21 protein-coding genes are annotated in these 21297 nt (G+C 40.8%); 5 read left to right on the forward strand and 16 right to left on the reverse strand.

Annotated elements, in window-relative coordinates; genetic code table 11:
• Nucleotides 1-4: 4 nt before the first annotated feature.
• The 11 genes from ACFRAK_RS10710 to ACFRAK_RS10760 all read right to left on the reverse strand — a co-directional run bounded on the left by ACFRAK_RS10710 (nucleotide 5) and on the right by ACFRAK_RS10760 (nucleotide 10552).
• Nucleotides 5-325: a PadR family transcriptional regulator gene (locus ACFRAK_RS10710; protein WP_033796096.1), complete on the reverse strand. Its 321-nt coding sequence runs from the start codon at nucleotides 323-325 to the stop codon at nucleotides 5-7.
• A gap of 412 nt (nucleotides 326-737) precedes the next feature.
• Nucleotides 738-1706 carry a sugar phosphate isomerase/epimerase family protein gene (locus tag ACFRAK_RS10715; protein WP_387601758.1) on the reverse strand — a complete coding sequence of 323 codons (969 nt, stop codon included), beginning with the start codon at nucleotides 1704-1706 and terminating at the stop codon, nucleotides 738-740.
• A gap of 21 nt (nucleotides 1707-1727) precedes the next feature.
• On the reverse strand, nucleotides 1728-2768 hold the full coding sequence (locus ACFRAK_RS10720) for a Gfo/Idh/MocA family protein (RefSeq protein ID WP_034305944.1): 1041 nt from the start codon (nucleotides 2766-2768) through the stop codon (nucleotides 1728-1730).
• Nucleotides 2769-2785: 17 nt separating this feature from the next.
• Complete coding sequence (locus ACFRAK_RS10725; protein WP_387601755.1) at nucleotides 2786-3808, reverse strand: Gfo/Idh/MocA family protein; 1023 nt, start codon at nucleotides 3806-3808, stop codon at nucleotides 2786-2788.
• A 13-nt stretch (nucleotides 3809-3821) separates the two neighbouring features.
• Entirely contained in the window at nucleotides 3822-4550 is a 729-nt protein-coding gene (locus ACFRAK_RS10730) for a ThuA domain-containing protein (RefSeq protein ID WP_260286504.1), read from the reverse strand.
• Between the two features lie 216 nt (nucleotides 4551-4766).
• Complete coding sequence (locus tag ACFRAK_RS10735; RefSeq protein ID WP_387705300.1) at nucleotides 4767-5810, reverse strand: LacI family DNA-binding transcriptional regulator; 1044 nt, start codon at nucleotides 5808-5810, stop codon at nucleotides 4767-4769.
• A 57-nt stretch (nucleotides 5811-5867) separates the two neighbouring features.
• Complete coding sequence (locus tag ACFRAK_RS10740) at nucleotides 5868-6686, reverse strand: carbohydrate ABC transporter permease (RefSeq protein WP_192207690.1); 819 nt, start codon at nucleotides 6684-6686, stop codon at nucleotides 5868-5870.
• The gene (locus tag ACFRAK_RS10745) at nucleotides 6686-7546 is read right to left on the reverse strand and encodes a carbohydrate ABC transporter permease (protein WP_076370709.1); all 861 of its coding nucleotides are present in this window, start codon (nucleotides 7544-7546) and stop codon (nucleotides 6686-6688) included. The genes ACFRAK_RS10740 and ACFRAK_RS10745 overlap by 1 nt, the downstream gene beginning before the upstream one ends.
• Before the next feature lie 167 nt (nucleotides 7547-7713).
• Nucleotides 7714-9003 carry an ABC transporter substrate-binding protein gene (locus ACFRAK_RS10750; RefSeq protein WP_387705284.1) on the reverse strand — a complete coding sequence of 430 codons (1290 nt, stop codon included), beginning with the start codon at nucleotides 9001-9003 and terminating at the stop codon, nucleotides 7714-7716.
• Nucleotides 9004-9362: 359 nt separating this feature from the next.
• Nucleotides 9363-9548 (reverse strand): hypothetical protein, encoded by a 186-nt coding sequence (locus ACFRAK_RS10755; RefSeq protein WP_192207687.1) that lies wholly within the window; start codon nucleotides 9546-9548, stop codon nucleotides 9363-9365.
• 164 nt (nucleotides 9549-9712) lie between these two features.
• Entirely contained in the window at nucleotides 9713-10552 is an 840-nt protein-coding gene (locus ACFRAK_RS10760; protein ID WP_192207686.1) for a YitT family protein, read from the reverse strand.
• Nucleotides 10553-11022: 470 nt separating this feature from the next.
• Here ACFRAK_RS10760 and bioF point away from each other — a divergent pair, with 470 nt between their 5' ends.
• From bioF to bioC, 3 genes are read left to right on the forward strand one after another with little or no spacing between them, the layout of a single operon-like run.
• Nucleotides 11023-12222: an 8-amino-7-oxononanoate synthase gene (gene bioF / locus ACFRAK_RS10765; protein ID WP_394571725.1), complete on the forward strand. Its 1200-nt coding sequence runs from the start codon at nucleotides 11023-11025 to the stop codon at nucleotides 12220-12222.
• Nucleotides 12219-12965 (forward strand): alpha/beta fold hydrolase, encoded by a 747-nt coding sequence (locus tag ACFRAK_RS10770; RefSeq protein ID WP_387601742.1) that lies wholly within the window; start codon nucleotides 12219-12221, stop codon nucleotides 12963-12965. The genes bioF and ACFRAK_RS10770 overlap by 4 nt, the downstream gene beginning before the upstream one ends.
• Nucleotides 12958-13836, forward strand: a complete 879-nt coding sequence (bioC, locus tag ACFRAK_RS10775) for a malonyl-ACP O-methyltransferase BioC (protein WP_394571726.1) — start codon at nucleotides 12958-12960, stop codon at nucleotides 13834-13836. The genes ACFRAK_RS10770 and bioC overlap by 8 nt, the downstream gene beginning before the upstream one ends.
• Nucleotides 13837-13927: 91 nt before the next feature.
• Here the strand turns inward: bioC and ACFRAK_RS10780 are convergent, their stop codons facing one another.
• The 4 genes from ACFRAK_RS10780 to ACFRAK_RS10795 form a co-directional block, all read right to left on the reverse strand.
• Complete coding sequence (locus ACFRAK_RS10780; protein ID WP_387601737.1) at nucleotides 13928-14605, reverse strand: ABC transporter ATP-binding protein; 678 nt, start codon at nucleotides 14603-14605, stop codon at nucleotides 13928-13930.
• The gene (locus ACFRAK_RS10785) at nucleotides 14602-15708 is read right to left on the reverse strand and encodes an ABC transporter permease (RefSeq protein WP_394571727.1); all 1107 of its coding nucleotides are present in this window, start codon (nucleotides 15706-15708) and stop codon (nucleotides 14602-14604) included. Before ACFRAK_RS10785 ends, ACFRAK_RS10780 begins: the two co-directional genes overlap by 4 nt.
• Before the next feature lie 99 nt (nucleotides 15709-15807).
• Nucleotides 15808-17187 carry a HAMP domain-containing sensor histidine kinase gene (locus ACFRAK_RS10790; protein WP_387601732.1) on the reverse strand — a complete coding sequence of 460 codons (1380 nt, stop codon included), beginning with the start codon at nucleotides 17185-17187 and terminating at the stop codon, nucleotides 15808-15810.
• Nucleotides 17184-17861: a response regulator transcription factor gene (locus ACFRAK_RS10795; protein WP_076370693.1), complete on the reverse strand. Its 678-nt coding sequence runs from the start codon at nucleotides 17859-17861 to the stop codon at nucleotides 17184-17186. The genes ACFRAK_RS10790 and ACFRAK_RS10795 overlap by 4 nt, the downstream gene beginning before the upstream one ends.
• Before the next feature lie 352 nt (nucleotides 17862-18213).
• Between ACFRAK_RS10795 and ACFRAK_RS10800 the strand changes: the two genes are divergently transcribed.
• Together ACFRAK_RS10800 and ACFRAK_RS10805 are read left to right on the forward strand one after the other, a co-directional pair.
• Nucleotides 18214-19185 (forward strand): bile acid:sodium symporter family protein, encoded by a 972-nt coding sequence (locus tag ACFRAK_RS10800; protein WP_387705280.1) that lies wholly within the window; start codon nucleotides 18214-18216, stop codon nucleotides 19183-19185.
• Nucleotides 19186-19482: 297 nt separating this feature from the next.
• Entirely contained in the window at nucleotides 19483-20739 is a 1257-nt protein-coding gene (locus tag ACFRAK_RS10805) for a DUF445 domain-containing protein (protein WP_387601726.1), read from the forward strand.
• A gap of 241 nt (nucleotides 20740-20980) precedes the next feature.
• Here ACFRAK_RS10805 and ACFRAK_RS10810 read toward each other — a convergent pair whose 3' ends face one another.
• On the reverse strand, nucleotides 20981-21172 hold the full coding sequence (locus ACFRAK_RS10810; protein WP_260286492.1) for a hypothetical protein: 192 nt from the start codon (nucleotides 21170-21172) through the stop codon (nucleotides 20981-20983).
• Between the last annotated feature and the right edge of the window lie 125 nt (nucleotides 21173-21297).

Raw genomic sequence — 21297 nt, forward strand, 5'->3', positions numbered from 1 at the left:
GAAGCTAGATTGACTTTAAGACGTTGATTTTCGACGATACAAAATCCCATTTTTCCCAAAACAATTCAAGTTCCTGGCGGCCAGCTTCATTAAGTGAGTAAAACTTGCGGGGAGGCCCCATATCTGACGGTTTCTTCTCTATGTTCACCAGTTTTTTCTTTTCTAATCGCACGAGGATGGTGTAGACCGTCCCTTCCACGACTTCAGTAAACCCAAGCTCGTTCAGGCGGCGGGTAATCTCGTACCCATAGGTTTCATGGCGGCTGATGATTTCCAGCACGCAGCCTTCCAGCGAACCCTTCAGCATTTCAGTTAAATTTTCCATGTTCAGCGCCTCCTCTATTTTGTGACTTAAATTAAGTAAAACTTAGTTCTGAGGGGAATTTTTACTGAATAGCTTTTGGGAAATCACGCTATTTAGTATTACTTATTACACCTAAACAGTAACACCGAGTAGCAGGGGTGTCAACTTTTTCTTAAAAATATTTTTGCCACTTCACTATTCAGTGCTGTCGGTATCAAGTGTTACTTACTACAAGGTATGCTGTAACACGCAGTAGGGTGACTGTCAACTTGATTTATTATTTTTTAAAACCAGTTATCCCCTTGGATACAGCCATCGTGAGTTGCACTTTTACTGGTGAGTTCCACGCTTTTACTCGTGAGATTCACTTTTTCAAGAGTAAGGGCCAAAATAAAAAGCAACCTGCAACAGGCTGCTCGTTATGGTCTACAAATTATACCCACCATAAATCAGTTGGGCTTTCGTTGATGAGTACAGTTTTCAGATTGGTAACAGCCCGTTGGAATCCTTCTTCAACTGACATCAGCGGATCTTCATGTTCGATGCTGACGACGTAATCGTAACCGTATGTGCGAAGGGCGCTCATGATGTCGGACCATTCTTGCAGGCTGTGGCCGCAACCTACAGAGCGAAAGTTCCAGGCACGGCTCTGAATATTTCCATATGGCTGCATGTCGGTTAAACCATACATATTGATGTTATCCTGATCCAAGTATGTGTCTTTTGCGTGGAAGTGGTAGATTGCTCCCGCTTTCCCTAGGATTTTGATGGCCCCGACTGGTTCGATGCCCTGCCACCAAAGATGGCTTGGGTCAAGGTTGGCGCCTATTGCATCAGATGTAGCTTCCCGTAGTTTTAACAAGGTGTAGGGTGTGTGGACGAGAAAGCCCCCATGCAGTTCAAGTCCGATTTTTATATTGTGCTCATCGGCAATGGCAGCTGCTTTTTTCCAATAGGGGATCAATTTTTCTTCCCATTGCCATTTCAGCACATCTGTATATTCATTCGGCCATGGGGCGACAGGCCAGTTTGGATATTTGGCTCCTTCGTGATCACCGGCTGTACCAGAAAAGGTATTGACTACCGGGACGTTCAGTAAGGATGCAAGCTTGATTGTTTTAATCAGTGTTTCATCACTTTCTTTAGCGAATGCTTCATCTGGAGAGATTGGATTGCCGTGGCAGCTGAATGCACTGATCGTTAGTCCTCTTGTTTGAACGTCTTCGAGGTATTTTTGGCGTTTTTCTTCACTTTCCAGCAGTTCATCGAGCGGACAGTGGATATTGCCTGGATACCCGCCTGTACCGATTTCAACTGTTTTTAATCCGGAATCTGCGACATAATCAAGCATATCTTCGAATGATTTTTGAGCAAATAGCACTGTAAAAATCCCTAATTTCACAAGCCCCACCTCACCTTTTCATTAATTTATGCTCATGACCTTCCCACTTGCCGAGCTTTGATAAATGGCTTCGATTATTTTCGAAACTTTCATGGCTTCCGATGGTTTCACCAATGGTTCTGCCAGCCCCAGACAGCTATTAATAAAGTTCTCTGCCTGCTGAAGGTCTGGTGTATCCTCACCTGGCATCCATACGGCCTCACTATTTAAAAGCATGCCGTGCTTAGCCTGGTTCAAGACCAGCGGGAACACATCAAGTCCGCCCTGCGTTCCGGATAAACTTAAAACAGTTGCTTCTTCACGTATATTAGCGGCCCAAGATGTTTCGAATAATAAAGATGCTCCGTTGGCAAATTTGATATATGCCGTGGCATGGTCATCCACTTCAAATACAGAGGCATCGAAATTCCCCCACAAATTGACTTGATCGACACCCTTACTGACATAATTATATGTCGAACCTACGATTTCAATCGGTTCTGGGTCATCCATCAGCCATAAAGCCAAATCAAGCAAATGGCAGCCGTAATCGATCACACTTCCCCCGCCTTGCAATTCCTTGCTTGTAAACACTCCCCAGCCAGGGACTTTTCGTCGTCTGATTGCCTGTACACGCGCTACATATGGTTCACCGATTTCACCCGCCTGAATCATTTTCTTTGCAGCCTGGGCTTCCTTCATGAAGCGGTAATGATAAGCGGTCGATAAAACTTTACCCGATATATTTGCAGCCTCGGTTATTGCTAAACATTCCTCAGTTGTAATGGCCATTGGCTTTTCGCATAACACATGTACACCCGCTTGCAGAGCAGCAATGGAAATCTCCGCATGGAACTTGTTTGGCGTTGCAATCGTAACAGCATCCACTTCAGCAAACATTTCTTCATAATTGGTGAAAACCTTCTCGATATGAAATTCACGCGCCACTTCTCGCGCCTTCATTTCATCTATATCCTGAATGGCGTATAAAACCACTTTATCTTGAAATTTTTGAAAAGCTGGGATATGCCTTTTTTGGGCAATTCCGCCAGCACCGATAATACCCATTTTTAATTTGTACATGATGACTTTTAACCCCTTTATAAGCGGATGATTTTTCGGGATGCATTTGATTCCATCGCGCCAAGAATGACTTTTAATGATTTTAATCCTTCAACTCCTGAGACAAGTGGCTCCTCATTGTCCACCACACATTTTACAAAGTGGCTGATCACTTCGGAATCATGCTGTCCTTCTGAGTCATTAGTCTGGATGCTTCCTAATTGGATGGTTTCTGTCTTTCCATTATCATGATGGATGATCAGTGAGTATTTCGGATCGTCTTCAAGGCGCAATACCGCTTTTTCCGCATAAATGACCGTAGCATTGTCTTCTTTTGCATAAGACCAGCTGGCGGTAAGCGTTCCGATGATTCCGCTCTCCGTCCGGAGGATACAGGCCGCACTGTCATCAACGTCTGTATTTTTCTTGGCAGTCGTTTCCACAAAGGCTCCCACTTCAACAAATTCTTCTCCAAGGATATACCTTAATAAATCAGCTTTATGAACGCCTAAATCGCCCATTGCACCAATGACTGCCTGATCCTTTTTAAAAAACCAGCTTTCCCGTCCGTCCACGCTCCAGGTTTCCGGCCCGGAATGTCCAAAAGCCGTACGGAAGCTATAGACCTTCCCTACCTCCCCGCTATCGATAAGCTGCTTCGCTTTTTGATGAGAGGGAACAAAACGCTGATTATGACCAATCATTAGTATTTTGCCGCTTTTCGATGCTGCTGCATTCATTTTTTCAGCGTCTACTAAAGAAGTAGCCATTGGTTTCTCACAAAGGACATGCTTACCAGCTTCCAAGGCCGCAATTGTGATGCGTGCATGCAGGTAATTCGGGGTACATACACTGATCGCTTCAATCTCCTCATTCTTCAAAAGTTCTATATAATCAGTATATGCTTGCGCGCCATACCTTTGTGCCGCTGCATTCGCCCGGTCCGGTACAATATCACAAACGGCAATGATCTCCGTTTCCTGATGTGCAGCATACTCCGGAAAATGCCTGTTTTTTGCAATACTCCCGCATCCAATGACTCCTACCTTCACTTTGCCCATTTTGTTCTCTCCTTCACTTCAGCTCTTTGCCTGAGATGGATTCCAACGGTTCGGCTTTCCCGTAGTTCGTTACGATTCCAAATTCCGGCTTGACCCAATTAACGGCATTCTTAATCACTCGTTGAATCTCGGGATTATGGTAGGTAGGATATGTTTCATGACCTGGACGGAAATAGAAAATCCTCCCTTTTCCCCGCTGATACGTGCAACCGCTTCTAAATACCTCCCCGCCTTCAAACCAACTGACGAATATCAATTGATCTGGAGCAGGAATATCAAAATGTTCCCCGTACATCTCTTCCTTTTCTAGCTCTATATATTCTCCGATTCCATCAACGATAGGATGACTTGGTTCGACAACCCAGAGCCGTTCCCTTTCATCCGCCACCCGCCATTTCAAATCGCAAGTCGTGCCCATTAATCGTTTGAAGATCTTTGAAAAATGACCGGAATGGAGGACGATGAGTCCCATTCCCTCGAGTACTCGCTTGTGAACCCTTGCAATGATTTCATCCTGAACTTCATCATGTGCAACATGCCCCCACCAAAGAAGTACATCGGTTTGTTTCAGTGCTTCTTCGGTTAATCCATGCTCTTCTTCATCGAGAGTGGCGGTTCTCACCTCGACCTGCCCGCTTTGTAAAAAGCCGGCAATTGCACCATGGATACCATCCGGATATACTTTTGCTACTTCAGGCTTTGTTTTCTCGTGGCGAAACTCATTCCATACCAGGACTCTCATGAACAACCTCCTCCATTCAAGATTCATTTCACGGCAACTTGCTTTGCATGTTTAACTATTACCTCTTTATTCATAACGCAAACGTTTGCGTTAGAGTAGATCAAAATATAAGAACACACTTTATCCCTTTAAAGTATGAATTTTCAAAAATAATAGTGATAATCTATATTGTAAATTTATGTTAGCAAAAATCAAGCCTTAATTGGTAAAACATTTCTACATTTTTCTTTTAATTTCCTTTTCGGCACCAAAATGCGACTCCCGTTTTATGATTTTGGTAGGAATGCTGATACTCTTTTCCATCATTTCCGGATTTGCAATTAGATCGAACACGCATTTTGCCGCCTCATACCCTAACTGATACGTATGGATATCAACCGTTGTCAGCGGCGTACTTAAAAATTCTATGAATTCCGAGTGGTTAAAACAGACGACGCTTATTTGCTGTGGCACTTTCAAGTTCTTTTCAGCCAACACTCCAAGCAAGAGAACACCCAATAAAAGATCCATAACCAAAAAAGCGGTTGGTGCCTCTTTCAATTCCAGCAATTCGTCAATCGCCTTTATTCCATCCGTTCGATTTAAAGGAATCAATTTGATATATTCCTGCCGTACATCCAACCCGGCCTGTTCCATCGCTTGTTGAAAGCCTGTCAAGCGGTCCTGGATCACCTCAAACTCGGGACTGCCTCCTAAAAAGGCAATTCGCTCATGTCCAAGACTGATTACAAACTCCGATACTTCCCTGGCCGCTTGAACATTATCGTTATCAATGAATGTGATACCGCTCATGTTCGTGCTTGGCTTCCCTATCAAAACGAACGGGAAGCCCTGCTTTAATAAGTATGGCACCACTTTATCGTCCTTTTTAGAATACAAAACAATCATCCCATCAACTCTTCTGCCCTGAACCATCTTCACGACATCCTCAAAGATGGCATCCTCCGTCTCCCCGGTTGTCAGAGAAAGACTGTACCCTTCTTTATTACAGAAATCGCCGATGCCTCGGATCACTTCTGGAAAAAAGGGATTATAAAGTGATTCCCTTGCCGAACTTTTCATGACGATCCCAATAGCCTTAGTTGACTTCGTGACTAAGTTCCGGGCATTTTCATTCATATGATAGCCCATTTCCTTTAATACCTTGCGTACTTTACGCTTTGTCTTTTCACTGATTGTCGGGCTGTTATGGATTACACGCGATACCGTTGATGGTGCGACATTCGCTTTTTTGGCAACGTCTTTAATAGTAACAGACAAATTCATCAACACTCCCCGTTCACCGCACATGGTTTAATATTCCCTATATTTAAATAGTTATTTAACGGCTCCATCTGCAATTCCTTTGATAATTTGCCTCTGAGCAAAAAAGTACGCAATGATGACTGGAATGATGGATAAAGTAAGTCCAGCCAAGGCAAGATGCCATTGCTTCGTATATTGACCGAAAAAGAAGAATAATTTAAGCGGAATGGTCTCCGATCCCGCTCCGCCAATAACAAGGGATGGCAGCAAATAGTCATTCCATATCCAAATGACATTTAAGATGCCAACTGTAATCGACATCGGTTTTAATAATGGAAAGATGATATACCAAAATACCTGAAACCGGTTAGCACCATCAATCTTTGCTGCCTCATCAAGTGAGATGGGAATCCCTTTTAAGGTACCATGATATAAGAATATGGAAAGACTGCAGCCAAAACCTAAATACATGAAAATCAGTCCGGCCTTGTTCAACATCCCTAGCTGTCCGAATTGGGCAACGAGCGGTATCATCACAGACTGAAACGGAATTAGCATGGCTGCTACAAACACGAAGAAAAGCAGGGAACTTATTTTACTTTTGTTTCGGGAAAGGGCGTATGCTGCCATCGCAGAAAAAATGATGATGATGACTACACTGACGCCCGATATCAATAAGGAATTGAATAAAGTCCGGAGGAAATCCAATTGCTCGAAAGCTTGAATGAAGTTTTCGAATGTCCAGGTTTCAGGCAGTCCCAGCGTATCGGCAAATATATCCCGTTTCATTTTGAAAGCATTTACAAGCATTAAATAAAACGGAGTGAGCCATAATACGGCCAAAATGAATCCGATGAATCCAATCAGCCACAATTTCCATTTTCCCCTCATCACAGCTCAACCTCCCGTTTTTTATTGAAATAGACCTGTGTCAGCGAAACAACCGCCACGATCACGAAAAAGATAACGGCTTTTGCCTGTGCATATGCCATATCGTTTTCGGTGAAGGCCGATTTTACAATGTTCATCGCAACCATTTCAGTTGAATTATAGGGAGCTCCATTCGTCAAAGAAAGATTTTGATCATAGATCTTGAACGAGTGGGAAAGCGTCAAAAACAAACTGACGGTAAAAGCGGGTGCCACTAGTGGAAAAGTTATATGGCGAAAACGCTGGAAGCTGTTAGCTCCATCAATTTTTGCCGCTTCGATCAAGTCTTCAGGTACAGCCTGCAAATAGGCAATATAAATGATCATGATATATCCGGCCATTTGCCATGATGTTAAAATGATCAATCCCCAAAAACCTGTATCAGTCGTTGATAACCATCCATTAAATGCTTCGATCCCAGTCAAATCACCAATCGCACCGAAGACCTTAATAAAAATGAACTGCCAAATAAAGCCCAGAATCAAACCGCCTATTAAATTGGGCATAAAGAAAACCGTCCGCAATATGTTGCTTGATTTAATTTTCGAAGTCACGATGAGAGCCAAACTTAATCCGATGATATTGATTACCACAATTGCCGCTACGGAAAATTTAATGGTGAACCAAAATGTATCAAGGAACCCTTTATCCGTAAACAAGTCCATATAATTCTTAAGACCGATGAAATCCGGCGTCCCTAAACCGTTCCAATTCGTAAAGGAATAATAAAATCCGTAGATGAGTGGCACGATCACAACCAAAATGAGTGCAGCAAGAACAGGTGTCAAAAACAGCCAATATGCGGCATCCCGATTTCTCAACGAAACCGACCTCCTTGAAATGATTTAATAGTTAATGGTTTTAGATCATGACTGGGTTATTTGATGAATCCCTTGTCGAGGCAATTTCCCTAGGTGACTTTTCTATAACAAGGAACAACCAATCGGCACAGTTTTCATGCCGATCGGTCACTTGCATTTCCCAATACTTATTTGCTATGAATCTTCTCCCAATTTTCAATGTTCTGTTGGACAAGTTCCTCCCAAGTCAATTTACCGGTTACGTATTTTTGGACACTTGCCCCAAGATCATCGTTCCAACCAACCGGATATCCATTAAACACCCAGCCAATCGTGTTTCCTTCTTGGGAGTATTTATAAATTTCTTTTGAAATTGGATCGGCAATTTTTTCGACATCATATCCTTCATATGCAGGAATGAATTTAAAGTCTTCCAAAACGGCCTTTTTCCCTTCCTCGGATGTATACATCCAGTCGAGGAACTTCTTCGCTGCTTCTTGTACCTTTTCATCCGATTTCTTGTTCACTGCCCAATAGTTCGGTACGCCGACCGGCATGCCTGCAGAGTCTCCATTTGGAATCGGGATGATGCCAATTCCCTTTTCAGCTAACTCAGGGTCCATATCATATACTGTGTTATACACCCAGTTGCCTTGCTGAATGATCGCAACCTTTTCAAGTGAGAACAGCTCTTCCACTTGTTGGGAGTAATCGAGACTTGCTGTCGGCTGGACGGAATATTTATTTTGGATATCGACCATTTGTTTAAACTTGTCACCATCCGTGAATTTAACCGTTGGAGCCTTACTTGCCTCTAACACATTCCCATCAAACTCCGGTGCTAAGAAAACATTGGATAAATGGTTTCCTGTCACCCACTTCTCTTTGACCGGATAAGCGAAAACTGCATCGATTTTCAATTTGTCTTTTTGCGAATCCATTTTCTTGACTGCCGCCTCTAAGGCTTCATAACTTGTAATTTCATCAGGATTAATTCCGGCTTCTTTAAATATCCGCTTGTTATAAATCAAGCCGTATCCTTCCTGGTTAAATGGAAGTCCAAGGACTTGCCCGTCCTCTTCCACGCCATCCAAAGTGCCATCAAGTGCTGCAGCAGCAGCCTTCGTATCCTTTAAATCCGTTAATCTATCTTTATATTGTTCAACATCCACCGGTCCGCCAATGTTAAAGACCGCCGGCTCCTCACCTGAAGCGAACTTTGCCGTAATGGCTGATTTATAATCATTTCCGCCGCCAACCGTCGATACCTTGATCTTTACATCTGGATTCTCTTTTTCGTATTGTTTTGCCAATGACTCGAATTGCGACTTGAATTCTACCTTGAATTGAAATATATCCAGCGTCACGACATCCTTTGAGTCGCTATTTCCACCAGTTGAAGAGGAGCATCCAGCCAAAATCACACTAAAAACTAATAAAACAGTAAGAATTCCCCCGTACCATTTTTTACGCTTCATGCCTACCGACTCTCCCTTTTTCATAAGATTCATGCAATTTTAAGAAAACGTTTGCATAAAATAGTAAAATAAAAGCCTTTCATTCTATAAAGATCATGGTCTATCGTACTTCTTTTACATCACCTCCTCACAGAAATTTTTGCAAACGTTTACATTTATGCGCTTTATATTACCACCAAATTCCATACTTTACAATAAAATTGTAGTATATTGTAAAAAAAGGATATCAAGAACTCTCTTAACCTAATTATATGATTCAGAAACCTATGATTATTCCTTTATCCGATTATTTATTGTACGGGCATTTTCATTCATGGCATTGCCTACGAAAAAAGGGAAACCCGTCGGTTCCCCTCTTTTCACTTCAATATCATCTTCACATTGGATGAACCGTATTCATCCTTCAATTCATAATATTTATCGCTTGCTTGTCCAAATTCTTTAAACACACCGCTAATGATCAATTCATTCGTTTCCTTATCAACGACACTGTACTTGATCTTGCTTTTTCCGAACTTTCTGTCATCCACTTTTAAAAGGATCATCTTGGACACCTCCACATTTAATGGCTGCACTCCTCAGGGTGTGTGGTTTCTTACTTACATAATATAACAAAATATTAGGAATTTACAGATTTTTCGCATTGCAAAATAAAAAAGCCTATTAGGCCTTTTCATTCGCATATACCATATCCGCCTCACAAATCGCATCAGGACTTCGAGATATCCAGGAATCCTTCACCAAATACGTCCCTAACATCATGTATCGCTATAAAAGCATTGCTATCCGTCGACTGCACTATTCTCTTTAACTTTAGTACCTCTTGCTTACTTATAACGATATATAAAATATCCTTGGATGCCTTTGTATAGTATCCATGACCGCTAAAAACAGTGACCCCCCGGTCCATCAATTCGGTTACTTGTTTTGCAATCTGGTCCGCTTCATTTGAAATGATGGTAATCGCTTTTTTCGGGTTCAATCCCTCAATGATGAATTCCATCGTTTTTGTTCCAATATAAAGCATAAGGATAGTGAGCATCAGGCCTTCTGCACCAATGATGAAATAAGAGGAGAACGCAACGATCAAATCGAAAAACAGAAGTCCATAGCTTAAGCTCCATCCCAAATACTTATTCGTAATTCGGGCCAGAATCGTCGTACCGGCAGTAGTGCCTCCGACACGAATGATCATGCCAATTCCTGCACCGGCAAAAACTCCGCCAAATATCGCATTGATAACCAATTCATCTGAAGAAATCGTCCAACTTTCGGTTAAATGAAGGAAAAGTGAATTAAATGCAACGGCTATGATTGTATATACCGTTGTCATTTTCGACAAATATTTATAACCGACGATCAGCAGGAAAGCGTTAATGATCAAACTTAACAGCCCTGGTGACCATTCAAAAAGATAAAATAAAATGATGGTTATCCCCGTGACTCCCCCCTCACCAAGTTCATTGGGAATGACGAAAAGATTTATTGCCAAAGCGAAAATAAAAGCTCCTATTAAGATAAAGAAAACATCTAAAGAAATCTTTTTCATATTTATTACCCTTCCTTTATGTAATGGTTAATGTGAATTCGGTAATTTCACTGCTCTATAGTAACATGGAATTCCATTTAATCCTTCAAAGATTTGAAGGTTTAACAAAAAGACTACCTTGGAAGTTAGATTATCTTCAATGAACGGGCTTAATACATACAAATGGGACTAATTTTCACTAAGCTCTTTTATACATTAGCTTAACAAAGCCGCTGCCCATTCAAACATCATTAGCCTCCTTCACCCAAAATTTATTTTTATGTTAGTTTCATGTTTCTCGACTTGGTTCAAATAACCAACCGCACGCTTTTGATTTGTGTCTTTTTTTGACCTTTGATTACTCCCAGATTGGATTTTTAATTTATTATCAGTCCTTTTTCAAGGCTTGACAGTTTCATTGGGTCATGATTAGAATATTTTATATGTTAACCTGTTTTTATTTTAGTTAACATATAAAAAGGAGAATGGGCATGCTCAGTGAAAAACAATTACCTTGTTGGGAAGAAAAAATAAAGAAGGAACTGGCTTATTTAGAAGAGATATCGCAAAAGCGTGAACTCGTATCGACGGCATTCGCCGAGCAGGCATGGCTTATGATCAATGGGTGCAGGATGCTGAATCTAGCTTCTAATAACTATTTAGGATATGCAGGGGATGATCGGCTGAAAAAGGCGATGGTGGATGCAGTACATACATATGGTGCAGGAGCAACGGCTTCACGTTTAATTATTGGCAATCATCCCCTTTATGAGCAAGCCGAACAAGCTCTTGCCGATTGGAAGAAAGCCGAGGCGGGACTCATTATCAACAGTGGATATAACGCGAACCTTGGAATAATATCCACCCTGCTGTCCCGAAACGATATTATTTATAGCGATAAATTGAATCATGCAAGCATTGTCGATGGAGCTCTTTTAAGCCGTGCAAAGCATATACGCTATCGTCATAATGATTTAGATCATTTAGAAGCATTTTTGAAAAAAGCACCAATTGAAGCACGTAAATTAATCGTGACGGATACTGTCTTCAGCATGGACGGTGACTTTGCTTATCTCGAAGACCTCGTTCGGTTAAAGGAACGTTATAACGCAATGTTAATGACAGATGAAGCGCACGGAAGCGGCATCTACGGTAAAAACGGTGAAGGTTATGCCGGTCATCTCCAACTTCAAAATAAAATAGATATCCAAATGGGAACATTCAGTAAAGCGCTCGGTTCATTCGGTGCCTATGTCGTCGGAAAGAAATGGCTAATCGACTATTTAAAAAATCGCATGCGCGGATTCATTTATTCAACTGCACTTCCCCCGGCCATTCTCGGTGCCATAAAAACAGCGATTGAACTTGTACAGCAAGAACCAGAACGCCGCTCACTGCTCCAAACACATTCAGAACATTTTAGAGAAGAACTCACATATAACGGGTTTAATATTTGCGGAAGCCGATCACAAATTGTTCCTATCGTCATCGGGGAAAACGAAAAAGCGATGGAATTTGCCGCACGTTTACAGAAAGAAGCCATTGCAGCTATTGCTGTCAGGCCGCCGACCGTTCCTGAAAATGAGGCGAGAATCCGGTTTACCGTAACAGCTCTCCACGATAAAAAAGAGCTTGATTGGGCAGTTGAAAAGATTTCAATCATTGGAAAGGAAATGGGTGTTATTGAATGAAACAGCCGAATTTAGTCATGCTTCCTGGGTGGGGAATGGAAAAAGGCGCGTTTGAACCGTTAATCAAACCGCTGGCAGATGTATTCCACCTTTCATTTATAGAATGGAGAGATATGAAAGCACTAAATGACTTTGAAGAAAGAGTCATAGACACAATCGCTTCCATCGATGGTCCAGTTTATATACTGAGCTGGTCATTAGGATCACTAGTATCACTTGAACTTGCAAGTTCGTATCGAGAAAAAATAAAAGGTTTTATCCTTTTTGGTGCAACAAGTCGGTTTATAACAGGAGAGAATTATTCATTTGGCTGGGATCCACGAATGATCGAGCGCATGAAGAAACAGCTACAACGCAATAAAGAGAAGACTTTGGCTTCTTTCTATGAAGCGATGTTTTCCAAAGCTGAAAAAGAAGAAGGTTTATATCATCAATTCATCAAGACCATTCAAAGCGAGTTTTATGGAGATGATGTGTTTTCGCTTCTTATTGGCTTGAATTATTTACTTCAGAAAGATGCTAGAGCAAGCCTCAACAGGATTGAAGCCCCCTTTTTACTGCTTCATGGGAGGGAAGACAACATTTGCCCACTCGAAGCCTCATCTTTCATTAAAGAAAACCTCGGTGGGAAAGCCGAGTTTCATATTATCGAAGGCGCTGGCCATACTCCGTTTTTCACAAGACCACAGGAATGTATGCAGCAGATAAAAACATTTATTCAAAAGGAGTACACTCATGATTGATAAGCGATTGTTAAGTAAGCGGTTCAGTGAACATGCGAAAACATATGACGCGTATGCCAATGTTCAAAAAAACATGGCAAAACAATTAGTGGATTTTCTTCCTGAAATAAACACCAACCATGTAACCAATATTCTTGAAATTGGCTGCGGAACTGGTTACTTAACCAGGTTACTCGTCAAAATATTCCCTAATGCTGCTATTACGGCTGTTGATTTGGCACAAGGAATGGTCGAAGTGGCGAAAGGAATGACAGATGAAGAACGTGTTACATTTTTATGTACGGATATCGAAGAAATGGCGCTTAATGAACATTACGACTTGATTATTTCCAATGCAACGTTTCAATGGCTGAATGATCTTCCTGCAACCCTTGAAAAACTGTTTACACGATTAACGGCTGAAGGAAGCCTCACATTTTCAACGTTCGGAATAGATACCTTTCAAGAGCTTCATATGTCATATGAACAGGCGAAGGACAAGCTTCAGCTAGCCATTGATAGTTCACCAGGTCAAGTGTTTTATTCTCTAGAAGAATTATCCAAAGTTTGTGAAGAAGCAATCTCTTTTTCAACAGCAGTTCCAATCGAGATAACAAAAATGGAAGAGTTTGAACTGGAGTACTTTCAGACAGTACGTGAATTTTTCACTTCAATTAAAAAGATTGGTGCGGCTAACAGCAACAAAGAAAACTACTGCCAGCGCCCTTCCTTTTTTCGAGAGTTAATCAACATATACGACAAAGAATATCGAAATGAATTAGGTGTGAAAGCAACCTATCACTGTTTGTTCTTAAAGATAAAAAAATATGATCAAGCAGAAGATAACTCTGGATACAAGCAAAATATTATACATGATTGCAGGCCCGATTGACCAGGTTCCAATCCAAGCGATTTCTGCCGCCTCTCATTTGGAAAGGCGGCGACTATTTAATGATCAGCTCATGAGAGTGTGTTTTATAGCTTCATCCAAAAACCTTGCCATCCGTAATATTGACCACTCGATCACATAAATCCAACATTCTTTCATCGTGCGTTACCATGATGGCCGCTTTATTTCTTGACTTCACCTCATGTGCAAGCATTTCAACAACATCCCTGCCTCTTTTGGAATCAAGACTTGCAGTTGGTTCATCCGCTAAAATGATTTCTGGGTCATTCATCAGCGAACGGGCGATGGCTACACGCTGCCGCTCACCGCCCGACAGTGCTTCCGGCAAGTGATCTGCCCGATGTCCAAGTCCAAGGTGGCCAAGCAATTCTTCCGCTTTTTTCATGGTTTTTTTATCCCGCTTGCCAATCAGTTCAGAAAGTAGCAAAAGCTGATCCCGTACGGTGAGATATGGCACAAGATTCGATGATTGGAATACAAACCCGATCTTTTCAAGGCGCACTCTAGTCAATTCTTTTGGGGATAGAGTTGTAATATCCTCATCATTCAGCAGTAAGCGGCCTTTGCTCGGAGATAGTAAGGCACCTGCTATCGAAAGAAAAGTACTTTTTCCTGAACCTGAAGGACCCACGATGGCGACGAACTCCCCCGCCCTCACATTCAGGGAAATATTATCAAGGGCTGTCACCTTATTATCGCCTTCCCCATAAATCTTACTGACGTTTTCAAATAATAGTTTATCCCCCATCATGATACCCTCCCTATCGCTTCAATCGCATCTATCTTCGCTACTCGGTATAGTGATAGCAGTGAACCTAATACGGATACAACCAAAAGTAACACGGAATATTTAACGACCAAATCGGTACTCAATTCAAATGGCATTCCTTCTGGCATGATTAACGTGACTCCATATGTCAGGGCAGCACTGATGGCTATGCATGTCACGGCAAGCAGCATTACTTGACCAACAATACTTTTTGCCAGGTAGCCCGTATTGGCCCCAAGTGCTTTAAGGACTCCAAATTGATTCGTCTTCTGCAAGGTAATCACATAAAAGAATACCGCCAAAACGAAAGCTGCGATGACAAACAAGAAGGCAATCATCATCGTCAACGTACCCTGTTCCTCTTTGTATCCTGGTATACTCTGAAGTGATTCTTCTTTTGAAATGAGCGTTAGTCCTTCAGGCAATGATTCACGTACATTTTCTTCTGCCTTCGAATCCATTTGCACGGCTATTGTGCTGATTGAATCTTTCTCTTGATTTTTTAATGCAGGATTAATCTCCTGCCACCCCTTAACATTCATGTAAACTACCGGTGAGTGGCTGTAAGACTGCTTTTCAGTAAATCCAACAATGGTGAAAACCTTACCTGATAAGTCATCTTTAAGTGAATCACCCAATTTATACCCCACTTCTTTTAAAGAACGATCTGCTACTACTTCACCTTGTTTCTCAATGTCATAGTTCGTTCCTTCAATGACCTTCGGTGCTAAAATGCCACTGGCATCGGTCGCAAAAATGGTGACATCCGTTTTCTCCGATGAGCCGATTTTATTCAATATGATCATCATTTGCCCCAGACCTTCGGCTGCTTTAACATCCGCCGAAGCCCGGATTTCATCCAGCTTCTCCATGGATATGATCGATCGGTTCAATTTATTTTTGGAGTCATGCTCCATTACGAAATAGTCGGCCTTCATGTTTTGTATGGATGAAGCATTATCCGAAGAGAGTCCATTAGCTAATCCTGAAATGATAAAGACAAGCAAAGCGACCAACACCATGATCAGTCCAATCAGCAGATAACGTAACTTTGAATGCTTTAGTTCACGTATTGCCAAAAACATTATTTCATCTCCCATTCCTTCTGTTTACCGATCAAGTCCTACTTGATTCGGTATGACCTGATTGTAAACAATCAATATGAATGGAAGATGAACAACTGATTACATAAGGGGCAACCGTATATAAAAAGTGGTCCCTTTACCGAGTTCGCTTTGAACTTCGATCGTTCCCCCATGAAGTTCAACCGTCTTCTTTGTAATCGAAAGTCCTAATCCGCTTCCTGTTTCACTCCTGTTCCTCACTTTGTCGACTTTATAAAACCGATCAAAGATATAAGGGAGGTCTTCTTCCGGAATTCCCATACCCGTATCCGCAATCATCACTTCAACAGCACTGCCTATTTTTTTAATCAGAATATTGATCGAACTGCCGCTTTCCGAGTATTTAATGCTATTGGTTATCAAATTCGTCCATACTTGATTTAAAAGTTTCTCATCTGCAGAAATGGAGGTTGAAGGCAAATCCATTTCGATCACCATATCTTTTTCCCGCCAATTCCATTCCAGCATGAACAACACTTGCCGTATTTGTTGCGCTAAATCGAATTGGGACTGTTGCAGCGGATCATCCACTTTATCCAACGAAGCAAGCATGAGCAGCTGTTTGCTTAACAACGACATGCGCCTGCTTTCTTTTTCAATAATGGACAAGTACTGATTTCTTTGTTCTTTTGTTAATTCCTCCGATTGAAGTGTTTGGGAAAAACCTTGGATGGATGCAAGCGGAGATTGAATTTCATGGGATACATTCGATACGAACTCCTGCCTCATATCATCCAACCGTTGGATACTATGAGTCATTTTCGAGAAATGCTCTGCCAAATCCCCTATCTCATCGCTTCGGCTGACATTCAATTCACTACTATAATCCCCATCGGCGATTCTTTTTGTAGCTTCCGTTAATTTCGTAATCGGCTTAACGATGAAATGCGTGTTAATGATTACAAATAAAAAGCTGAGAAGGAGCGTGAGTACAAGCAAAACTGCAAGGAAAAAGCGGAATTCACCAAACTGCAGCTCTATATTCGGCCTTACAAACAATGCGTGTTTTTCACCATTGACGTCCATCGGGACCCCAATGCTATTAATCAATACATCTTCAAAAAATCCGGTAATAAATAAACCATTATTATAATGGGCGATCCCTTGATAGGTCTTCCCGTTCAAAACTGCAGAAATCGTGTCTGGATCCAATGCCGTTTCCCGAAACGGCTCACCGTATAAAGTTCCTTCACCTTGCTCATTAAATAGATACATTTGATAGTGCAATCCTGCAATATGATTTAAATACGCATCAATATCCTGATCAGGATTTTCCTCATATAAGGAGACGATATCATTTGCGACTTTCTTTATTTTCTCACCATTGTTGGGTTTTTGAACCTGATGATAATAAACATTGGAAATTAAAAAAGCGATGACACTGGCAAGCACCATGATTAAAATGGTTTGAATAACTATCCTGAAATAAAGTGTTTTCACTTCTTGTTGACCTCCAGTTTATAACCTAAGCCACGGACAGTCGTTATAACAAAATCATCGGTCCGCCCCGCAAATCGTTCTCTTAACCGTTTAATATGGACATCGACCGTCCGATCATCCCCTTCAAAATCAGCACCCCATACCAATTCAATAAGCTGCTCACGCGTAAAGACTTGATCAGGAAAGCTCCCCAGCTGAGCTAGCAGCTCGAATTCCTTAAGCGGCAGTAGCAGCGTATTCCCCATTATTCGAACTTCATAACTTTTACGGTCAATGACCGTTTGATTCAATGAGATTGATTCAGAATTCACCATACGGTACCTTCGCAATAGCGCTTTTATCCGGAATAGAAGTTCCCGTGGCTCGAATGGCTTCACGAGGTAATCATCCGTACCCGCAAAATACCCCTTTTCCTTATCGATAAGTTGATCTTTAGCTGTCAATAAAATGACCGGCAGATCATATTGATCCCGGATTTCCTTACAAAGATCCAGTCCGTTTTTAAACGGCATCATAATATCGACAACCGCCAGATGGATCCGTTCCTTCTCCAGTATCAAGGAAGCCTCATTCCCGTCCTTTGCTTCCGATACCATGTATCCTTCCTTTTCCAAGTGAAATTTAAGCAACTCCCGAATATGCCGATCATCATCCGCGATTAATATATGTATCAAAGAAACCACATCTCCACTTCTTTTATAAACTTACAATAGCAATAATTGATGCTGTAAAACAACAAATACTAATTCAATCTCCAGTTCCTTATTGACTAGTTTGCCACTAATATACAGCACCCTCTTATTTTTTATTAAAGGATAAAGTAAAAAATCGGACAGAGGTCCCTATTTCTATAGTAAATGTCATATTCATACTATTTCAGCGGAAGAGAATTATAGTTCCAAAAATCATCGTTTTAAATATGACTGTCCATAATGAAAATACCCACAAGGGATTTAAAAAAAAGGTTTAAAATATTCTGAATATAAACTATAATTGTTTTATTTTAAAACATCTAGGAGGGTCACTATGGGAGTAGTAGAGAAAATCAGCACTTTTGCTGGTAAAACGTTTACCATTTGGGTCATTATATTTGCCATTATCGCTTATATCTTGCCTGATCATTTTAAATGGATTGGAGCCTATATTGTTCCATTATTAGGAATTGTCATGTTTGGCATGGGACTTACACTATCAGCATCGGATTTTAGAGAAGTTTTTCGGCGTCCAAAAGAAGTGGCATTAGGGGTAGCAGGACATTTTATCATTATGCCATTACTGGCATTTGCATTAGCAATAGGGTTCGATTTACCGAAAGAAGTGGCCGTTGGGGTTATTTTGGTTGGATGCTGCCCTAGTGGAACAGCATCCAATGTCATGGTGTTTCTTGCGAGAGGAAATGTTGCGCTTGCAGTTGCCATTGCTTCTGTTTCCACTATTCTAGCGCCTATCGTAACCCCCCTGCTTATTTTGCTCTTGGCAAGTAAATGGGTCGATATCAGTATTGGATCATTATTCATCTCCATCATTCAAGTGGTAATCATCCCTTTGTTGCTTGGATTCATCGTTAAAAAGTTTTTCGGTAAACAGGCAGAAGCTGGGGCAAAGGCTCTTCCTCTAGTATCTGTCATTTCTATCGTTCTGATCGTATCTGCCGTAGTGGCTGGCAGCCAAGCTCAGCTGGCTAAAACAGGTTTGCTTATTTTTGCGGTTGTCGTTCTTCATAATGTTCTTGGTTTTCTTCTCGGCTTTTTCTTTGCTCGATTATGCGGGATGGATTTAGCTAAACAGAAAGCTGTTGCCATGGAGGTTGGTATGCAGAATTCCGGTTTAGGTGTAGCTATAGCAACGGCCCACTTCTCGCCTTTGGCCGCTGTACCTAGTGCCATTTTCAGTGTTTGGCATAATATATCAGGTTCCGTTCTGGCCTTTATTTTCAGTCGCATGAAAGATAAAAAAAATGCAGGGACAAATAATTCGATAAAAACAGACGTATCATAATATTGTTGGATGAATAAAAAAAGCCGATTGAATAATCGGCTTTTTTTATGTGAATCAACCATCCCCGCCTTTGAAATTCAAAGGAAAATATCAATGATTGTGGGTTCGATTCTTACGGAATATTTTAATCTTTCATATTTAAAGGGCGATTTCCCATTTCCCGATAGATGAACTGATTGCCCTTGTTGGGAGTATTTTTTTGAACTACCTGCTATACTACTAGATAAAAGTAAGTTATGGAATTTGCTAATGATTCGGGTTATAGTAATTGATATCATTTTAAGGATGAGGAATATAATGTCACCAAAAATAAAATCTTCAAGAAAAATTGCTAAATATTCATTAATGATCATGGGAGCGGGTTATATTGCAACCACTCCATTTCAAGGTACGTTGCCACTGGATTTATTACATGGAGGGTTTGAGGCAGGATTAGTTGGTGGTCTGGCAGATTGGTTTGCAGTCACTGCATTATTCAGGCACCCCCTTGGATTACCGATCCCCCATACAGCGCTTTTGCCCAACAATCGTAAAAGAATGACAAATGCACTTGTTTCGATGCTAAAAAATGACTGGCTTTCTAAGGAAAGTATTCAAGACAAAGTAAAACATGTTCCTTTTACAGAAAAATTGATTCCCATTTTAGTAAAAGAGGTACAAAGTGATACTTTTAGAAAAGTCCTGATTAAACTTATCAAGCAATTGATTTGTTATATAGATATAGAAAAGATTACACCTTTCGTTGCAAAAAAAATTGAATCATCACTTTCTAACATAGACATGGGCAAGATTCTTCATCTAGTAAGTTCAGAGTTACTTAATGAACAATTCGATAAGAAGGCTCTGGATCATGTTTTGAAAAAAGCGGAAGATTGGTTAAGGAAAAAACAAACCAGCCGTCGACTTGGCACTGTTTCCATGGATGTACTAAGCAAGATTGAACTGGATGGCATGCTTCAGTTTGCGGTCAAATCCATTCAAAGTCTGCTTAACGAAGAGAAACTTGGGAATATCATACAAAACCTTTTGTTAAGTGTCGTAAATAATTTACAAAACGAGAAAGAACCAAATAGAGAGGCTTTAATCTTATATATCCGAAATGAGATACAAGGCATTAACCATAACCGGGAACTGTTAGAAGGAGTTGAAAAATGGAAAAAACAACTTCTGACAAAATGGGAACCTGAAGCGACAATAATGGGAAGTCTACAACAAATTCAACAAGATGCGTTAGATTTCGTAGAAGGTGAACATTTCATGGATACTTACCTGACTCCAATGATTCAGCACGTACTGGACAACATAAAAGAGAATAGCACGAACATCGATCAATGGATACAGAAACAAATTACTGTTCTCATTGAAAAAAATCATACGCAGATCGGTAAGCTTGTACAGGAAAATTTAGATAAGCTAGACAATGAAACACTGATTGATATGATGGAAAATGGTGTAGGAAAAGACTTACAATGGATTCGTGTGAACGGAGCGGTCTGTGGTTTTATAATAGGGCTTATCCTGACAGGTGCACAGGCTCTGCTTAAGCTGTTATAATTCAGGCACCTTCGCCGATATTGTAACGGAAGAATACTGTCATTACTAAATCAATTGGGGCTGATTCGCTGCCTTTATATTCCTTATACAATTAGTTTGCCACCAATATGCAGGAACCTCTTTTTTCGAAAATGAAGAGATAACCAAAAAGTAGCCAAGGTTTTCAAGAAACACCTTGGCTAGCTTTTCATTTTGTACAACATATTCATCAAAGCCCCACTTAAAGCAGGGCTTCAATTAACTAAGGTTTGAATTGCTGATCACTAAGCCAGCCATCAATATGATCTAAATTAAAAATCAGCAAATTATCGATGGGTCTGAGATGGGGTATCTTTTTATTTAATATTAGATCATTGATTTCCTCTTCGGTAATTGGATAATTTACCGACTCAAGGTAAATTATTAAACTTTTTATACCATAGGCTTTCCTCATTTAATCACCTCCCACCAAATTCTCCTTATTCAACATAAAGAAAACTTAGTGCTAGATATTAAATGTAAGACCGCTCAATACTTTATACCCGCTTTTCGAACGAATAATCACTTTTACTTTATGTA

The sequence above is a fragment of the Peribacillus sp. NPDC056705 genome, assembly GCF_043656335.1.

Coding starts and splice junctions, on each gene's coding strand:
- ACFRAK_RS10710 (WP_033796096.1), bottom strand. CDS start 325: ATGGAAAATTTAACTGAAATGCTGAAGGGTTCGCTGGAAGGCTGCGTG.
- ACFRAK_RS10720 (WP_034305944.1), bottom strand. CDS start 2,768: ATGTACAAATTAAAAATGGGTATTATCGGTGCTGGCGGAATTGCCCAA.
- ACFRAK_RS10725 (WP_387601755.1), bottom strand. CDS start 3,808: ATGGGCAAAGTGAAGGTAGGAGTCATTGGATGCGGGAGTATTGCAAAA.
- ACFRAK_RS10730 (WP_260286504.1), bottom strand. CDS start 4,550: ATGAGAGTCCTGGTATGGAATGAGTTTCGCCACGAGAAAACAAAGCCT.
- ACFRAK_RS10740 (WP_192207690.1), bottom strand. CDS start 6,686: ATGAGGGGAAAATGGAAATTGTGGCTGATTGGATTCATCGGATTCATT.
- ACFRAK_RS10750 (WP_387705284.1), bottom strand. CDS start 9,003: ATGAAGCGTAAAAAATGGTACGGGGGAATTCTTACTGTTTTATTAGTT.
- ACFRAK_RS10755 (WP_192207687.1), bottom strand. CDS start 9,548: ATGATCCTTTTAAAAGTGGATGACAGAAAGTTCGGAAAAAGCAAGATC.
- ACFRAK_RS10760 (WP_192207686.1), bottom strand. CDS start 10,552: ATGAAAAAGATTTCTTTAGATGTTTTCTTTATCTTAATAGGAGCTTTT.
- bioF (WP_394571725.1), top strand. CDS start 11,023: ATGCTCAGTGAAAAACAATTACCTTGTTGGGAAGAAAAAATAAAGAAG.
- ACFRAK_RS10770 (WP_387601742.1), top strand. CDS start 12,219: ATGAAACAGCCGAATTTAGTCATGCTTCCTGGGTGGGGAATGGAAAAA.
- bioC (WP_394571726.1), top strand. CDS start 12,958: ATGATTGATAAGCGATTGTTAAGTAAGCGGTTCAGTGAACATGCGAAA.
- ACFRAK_RS10780 (WP_387601737.1), bottom strand. CDS start 14,605: ATGATGGGGGATAAACTATTATTTGAAAACGTCAGTAAGATTTATGGG.
- ACFRAK_RS10785 (WP_394571727.1), bottom strand. CDS start 15,708: ATGTTTTTGGCAATACGTGAACTAAAGCATTCAAAGTTACGTTATCTG.
- ACFRAK_RS10800 (WP_387705280.1), top strand. CDS start 18,214: ATGGGAGTAGTAGAGAAAATCAGCACTTTTGCTGGTAAAACGTTTACC.
- ACFRAK_RS10805 (WP_387601726.1), top strand. CDS start 19,483: ATGTCACCAAAAATAAAATCTTCAAGAAAAATTGCTAAATATTCATTA.
- ACFRAK_RS10810 (WP_260286492.1), bottom strand. CDS start 21,172: ATGAGGAAAGCCTATGGTATAAAAAGTTTAATAATTTACCTTGAGTCG.